Annotated in this window: 1 protein-coding gene; it reads left to right on the top strand. The window is 63.3% G+C overall.

Annotated elements, in window-relative coordinates; translation table 11 throughout:
- Positions 1–38 precede the first annotated feature (38 nt).
- Positions 39–578, top strand: a 540-nt coding sequence (locus tag E4T82_RS12005; RefSeq protein ID WP_135182983.1) for a TetR/AcrR family transcriptional regulator, incomplete at its 3' end; no start/stop codon positions are given.

Here is a 578-nt window from a genome sequence, read left to right as displayed (position 1 = left end):
ATGTCAACTGGCTCGATAGCGCACTGGAGGAAAGGCACATGGTCACGGGACGGCGGGCCGAGACGATGGCCGAGACGCGAGACAAGCTTCTGGGTGCCGCACGTCGGGCGTTCGCAACCCAAGGCTACGCCGCGGCGTCCATGGATGATCTCACTGCCTCAGTCGGCCTGACGCGCGGCGCGCTCTATCATAACTTCGGGGACAAGAAGGGGCTGCTCTGGGCCGTAATCGCGCAGATCGACGACGAAATGGCCGAGCGGTTGCGCAGGGTCCGCGAACGAGCGCCGAACACGTGGCAAGGCCTCCTCGACGAAGGGACGGCCTACATCGAGATGGCGGTTGAACCCGAAATACAGCGCATCATGCTGCTCGACGGCACCGCCGTTCTCGGTGATCCTTCTACGTGGCCGGGCGAGAACGCGTGCCTGCAATTCACGATACGCACCATTCGGTCACTGATAGACGAGGGCGTCGTGCACGCCCTCAACGTCGAGGCGGCGGGCCGCATCTTGAACGGTGCGGCATTGAGTGCGGCACTCTGGGTCGCCGCTTCCGATGATCCATCTGCATTCCTCGAT

It is taken from the genome of Streptococcus cuniculi (assembly GCF_004570575.1).
GTDB lineage: Bacteria > Bacillota > Bacilli > Lactobacillales > Streptococcaceae > Streptococcus > Streptococcus cuniculi_A.
Note: the sequence above shows the minus strand (reverse complement) of the source record. Positions and strands in the feature narration are given on the sequence as shown.